Source organism: Psychrobacillus sp. (assembly GCF_056205495.1).
Genome location: NZ_JBAEAP010000523.1, coordinates 1 through 5,036, shown reverse-complemented (window position 1 = coordinate 5,036; position 5,036 = coordinate 1). Strand labels below are relative to the sequence as shown.

Here is a 5,036-nt window from a genome sequence, read left to right as displayed (position 1 = left end):
TTTGATAGTATTGCTCCATTTTGTGTGCTCGCTTATCAAAATAATAATCTGCTGATAGAATATAAGGGTACAAGCTTATAAGTGTTCCACCATAACGCTTTCTCCAAACTTTAGATTTCTCTATGAAATCCTCGTCACCGGCTAGAATAGCTCCCGCAATACCGCCAATTCCTTTATAAAAAGATACATAAACACTATCAAATAGGTCGCAAACCTCAGCGGCTGTTTTATTATAGTATGGTAATACTTCTAAAAGTCGTGCTCCGTCTAAATGAAGCTTTATACCTTTTTCACGACAATAGGCTGAAATCTGTTCTAACGTTTCAAAGCTAGGAAGCTGGCCACCAATTTCTCTTTGTGGTAGCTCCAATAGAAGACATGCTATGTCCTCTTTAAGGTTTTTTACGTCTTCTAGCTCAATTACTCGATTCTTGTCTGCAAGCAGGATCGTTTTAATCTGGTGTAATTCCTTTAAACCATCCATCTCGTGTATTTCTAAATGACATAAAGGGTGATAGGCAACCTGGTTGAGCTGCTTCTCATCGCACCAAATACGTAATGCAATTTGCTGAGCCATTGTTCCACTAGGGAAGAATGCAGACGTTTCCTTACCTAAAAGTTTAGCCATCTTCTTCTGAAAATCTTCTATAATAGGCCCGTTTCCATAGATATCGCTAAATTGGTCCTCAGAAACATCCTTTAATGCATCCTTTAAGACGGATATATCTCGATTTCTATGACCGGATAAATAATATGTACATTCGTTAAAGGAACTTTTTAAATCATTCATGTAATCTTCCCCTATCTTGTTTTATCTTTACCATACTATAAGTATAATGTATTTTTATTCTGATTGTTTAAATTAATTGGTATAAAAGAAGTACGTTGTATTAATACGTTCCTTTTGGTATATTATTAGTAATATACAATCTACGATGTGATCAAGTAAATGAGAATTGTGAAACAGAAAATATAGCGTTTGCTGAGAGCTATATCACCGCTTCTTGTTGAAACCTACCACGGAGATGTTATGCAAACATAACCGATTCGTTATCGTTATCAAACGTTTTAGAGGGCTTAAACTATTTTAAGCTAAACTAAGGTGGTACCACGTCTATTCAAGCACAAGGACGTCCTTTTACAAGGACAGACTTGTGCTTTTTATATTTTAAGGAGGAAAAGTAATGACTAATCAACAGCAAAACGATTTTACTAAATGGTATATCGACACGATTCAAAAAGCAGATTTAATGGATTACACGCCAGTACGTGGATGTATCGCATTTAAACCGGACGGCTACGAAATCTGGGAGCATATCCAAGCAGAGATGAACCAACGCTTTAAAGAGACAGGACACCGTAACGCTTATTTTCCAATGTTAATTCCAGAATCATTTTTCCAAAAGGAAAAGGATCATATTGAAGGTTTCTCTCCAGAGCTTCCATGGGTTACAGAGGCTGCAGGTGAAAAACTAGAGGAGCGTTTAGCACTTCGTCCAACCTCTGAAACAATGATTGGCCATCTGTATTCAGATTGGATTAAAAGCTATCGTGACCTACCTGTACTGATCAACCAATGGGCTAACGTATTCCGTTGGGAAAAGAAGACACTTCCTTTCATTCGTACCTCTGAATTTTTATGGCAAGAGGGACATACAGCTCATGTGGATGAAGAGGAAGCTCGTCAAGAAACAATGCAAATGCTAAATATTTATAAAGAGGTAGTAGAGGGACTTTTAGCTATTCCTGTATATGACGGTCAAAAAACTCCATCTGAACGCTTTGCAGGGGCAGTAGATACTTATTCCATCGAAGCTATGATGAAGGATGGAAAAGCGGTTCAAGCTGGAACTTCTCATTACCTTGGAACTAAATTCGCTGAAGCATTCGATATCAAATATTTGAATAAAGAAAACAAGCACCAGCATGTGCATACGACTTCTTGGGGGACTTCTACTCGATTAATCGGATCTGTGATCATGGTTCATGGTGATGAGCAAGGTCTTGTATTGCCACCACGTATTGCACCGACACAAGTTGTTTTAATACCAGTCGGGCCATGGAAAAAGAACCCAGCAATAATGGAAAAACTAGATGAAATCTTTGCTGCATTAAAAGCAAAAGGTATCCGAGTTCGTTTAGACGATTCTGATCAATCACCTGGCTATAAATTTAATGAGTGGGAGCTTAAAGGTGTGCCAGTTCGCGTTGAATTAGGACCACGTGATTTAGAAAACAATCAAGTGCTTATGAAGGCTCGCGATTTAGATGAGAAAGAATCAGTTGATATAAATGTTATTGTGGAGCGTGTGGAAGAAGAGCTAAACACAATGCAAACTCGTCTATTAGAAAAAGCGCGTGCATTCCGTGATGCAAACTCTCATACCCATGTCGATTCCATGGATCAGCTGAAACAGCATTTAGAGGACTCTTCGGAAAAAGGAGAAATCCCTGGATGGATCCTTGCTGGATGGTGTGGAGACGATGCTTGTGAGGAGCATGTTAAAGAAGAAACAAAATTCACAACACGTAATATTCCATTCAATCCACCAGCTGAAAAATCAACTTGTATTAATTGTGGAAAAGAATCGAAACACACGGTATGGTTTGCAAGATCATACTAATTAAATATGGAACACATAAATCAGTCATTGTTTCTACAATGGCTGATTTTTTTATTTTCAAAAGTCTTGTAAGATTAAGGAAAGTAAAACGTCTAATGAAGTAGTAGGGAGATAGGGGGGATCACTTGGAAAGGGAGTTAATGGAGGAGTGGTTTGAGTTATATGAGCGAGATGTAACCAGCTTCCTCATTTACTATACAGGCTCTATGGATGTTCAGGACCTGGTGCAGGAAACTTTTCTTCGTGGATTGAAGAAGATTGCCTACTTTAAGGAAGGGGCACATCCTAAAACATGGTTAATAACCATCGCAAAGAATATAGTGGTTGATCGCGCTAGAAAGAATAATATTTGGAATCGAATAAAATACGTTTTGCGAGATGAAAAACAGATAGAGGGATTAGATCATACTGTTTTACTTGGTGAGATGAATCAAGAATTATATCTAGCTATAAATAAATTGCCAGCTAAAAACAAAGAGGTAATTATTTTAAGGGCGATATTAGAAATGACTTCTAAACAAGTAGCCGAGATTCTAGAATCCAATGAAAACCACGTGAATGTTCTTTATCACCGTTCGCTAAAGAAACTGAAGAGCATTTTGGAAAAGGAGGGATTTGAGTATGAAGCGAGAACACGATGATTTGGAGGAACGGTTGCGCAATCTTCCGAAGCATTCTCTTGATAAAGAAGAAAAGAGAAAAGTGATTTACAGCATTCGAAATGCTCCAAAATCAAAGCGATTAAGGTTTCTAAAACCTCTATCTGTAGGTGTAGCAACGGCCTGCCTTTTAATGATTGCTTATTTAGCAAGCCCCATGTACAACCCAGATTTAACGAAAGAAACAGAAGTAGGCATGGGCTCGTTGACGGAGCAGGAATTTATAAAAAGCCTCGATCTTCAAATAGATGATATTAAAAGCACGGAGATTTCAATGAATGCATCAGGGGAGAAGCTCCATGCAGTTAGGACGGAGTTATCTTTAATGTCTAAAGAGCTTATACCAATAGATGTTTGGCATTCTATGGAGTTTCGAGCGGAAAATAAATACCTTTTCTTAAAGGACAGTTATGGTATTGGAAATAGGGCAAGCTATAATTCAAATCCGAATAAGGGTAGATATGATTACACAATTACATTTGAATCTTTATATGCAAATTATTCCGAAGCAGAACTACAAAAATTATTAGAGGCAAGCAAAGATATCAAGTTTTCGGTGGCTTATAAGGGAAAAACGTATGATTTAAATAATGAGTTACCACAAACCGTTACACTAGACGCTCCATTTGCAGCATCCTTTCCTTTACCAGATTCGCCTCAAAGTGTAACAGGATTGGAAGGGAAAATTGGTATATTAGGGCCTGAGAATTTTGTGGCAGAGGATACTCGTCGAGGTGCAAAGCTTATGCTCTACTATTGGAGTGATCCTGAATCTTTAGTTGGAAAGGAATATAAGGTAGAGGCGATAAACAGTTATGGAGAGAAGCTTTTATTGTCAGAGGGATTATTAGCCGCCGGTTTATATAGTGAGGACGCTCATGTTTTAACAAGCTTCCCAGCCTTTACTATAGAGGGAGAGTGGCAGCTTTCCTTTTATGTGGAAGAAGAATTGTTTGAGACATTTAGGATAGAGGTTCTTCCACCTTTTCCAAAGTCCGAACATTACGTGCTGCTAGATTCACCTAAGGAGATTCAAATTGGTGAAACTTCTAATGTACTTATAGAAAGCTCTATTGGGGAAAAGGAAAGTATAGAGGTTCTTTTAGTAAATTCAAATGGAGATGAAATTGTACAGAGGAGTAGCTTTCAAAATGATCAAAACCCTGTGATTGACGCAGTTAACAGACAAAGATTATACCATTACGAGGGAGAGATCAAATTTCCTAAGGAAGGTTCCTGGTACCTTGAAATAGATGGAGAAAAAACACAGGTCTTTGAAAATTAACTAAGCAAAAACGCTCCTTCCCTAAAATGGAAAGGAGCGTTTTTCATAGTAGGAAGTCCGGTCGTACACTAATTGGAGGTCGATTGCAGTTGCAATGGTTAGTCATTAGTTATTAGTCACAAAGTAAATGGTAAATGGTCATTGGTTTGCCACCAGTTAAATTGTAATGACCTCCTACTATGCCTTGGCAAGGAGTCTCACCTTACCAAGGATACATATTAAGCATATTTTTCATCATCAAAGGCAATAGTAACGGCATAGTTTTTCGCGTTAATCAGCCCAGATAATTTATTGGCATCCTTCTCAAAGTCTAATGCTTTTTTTCGATATTCCTCTGGCTCATATAAGGCAACCTCTACGTACGTGTTTGCTTCGCCGTAGCCTCCAAACTGGATTCTTTGCTTTTCATGGCTTCCTAACTGTTTATATACTCTCGCCTGGGCACGCAGCTGAGTAGCCAGTTCAATA

General features: G+C 38.2%; 4 protein-coding genes, 1 pseudogene and 1 other annotated feature. Of the genes and pseudogenes, 3 read left to right on the top strand and 2 right to left on the bottom strand.

What is annotated here, in order from left to right:
• The coding region (locus AC06OU_RS14805) for a threonine aldolase family protein (RefSeq protein WP_475856794.1) at nt 1–790 on the bottom strand (790 nt) is incomplete at its 3' end.
• A gap of 133 nt (nt 791–923) precedes the next feature.
• Nucleotides 924–1,141 (top strand) — a binding site (T-box leader).
• Between the two features lie 43 nt (nt 1,142–1,184).
• Here AC06OU_RS14805 and proS point away from each other — a divergent pair.
• The 3 genes from proS to AC06OU_RS14790 all read left to right on the top strand — a co-directional run bounded on the left by proS (nt 1,185) and on the right by AC06OU_RS14790 (nt 4,568).
• Nucleotides 1,185–2,624: a proline--tRNA ligase gene (gene proS / locus AC06OU_RS14800; RefSeq protein ID WP_298473949.1), complete on the top strand. Its 1,440-nt coding sequence runs from the start codon at nt 1,185–1,187 to the stop codon at nt 2,622–2,624.
• Nucleotides 2,625–2,749: 125 nt separating this feature from the next.
• Nucleotides 2,750–3,265: an RNA polymerase sigma factor gene (locus AC06OU_RS14795; RefSeq protein ID WP_475856793.1), complete on the top strand. Its 516-nt coding sequence runs from the start codon at nt 2,750–2,752 to the stop codon at nt 3,263–3,265.
• Entirely contained in the window at nt 3,246–4,568 is a 1,323-nt protein-coding gene (locus AC06OU_RS14790) for a hypothetical protein (protein WP_475856791.1), read from the top strand. The genes AC06OU_RS14795 and AC06OU_RS14790 overlap by 20 nt, the downstream gene beginning before the upstream one ends.
• Before the next feature lie 218 nt (nt 4,569–4,786).
• Here the strand turns inward: AC06OU_RS14790 and AC06OU_RS14785 are convergent.
• Nucleotides 4,787–5,036: pseudogene (locus AC06OU_RS14785) on the bottom strand (hypothetical protein); the annotation flags it as partial.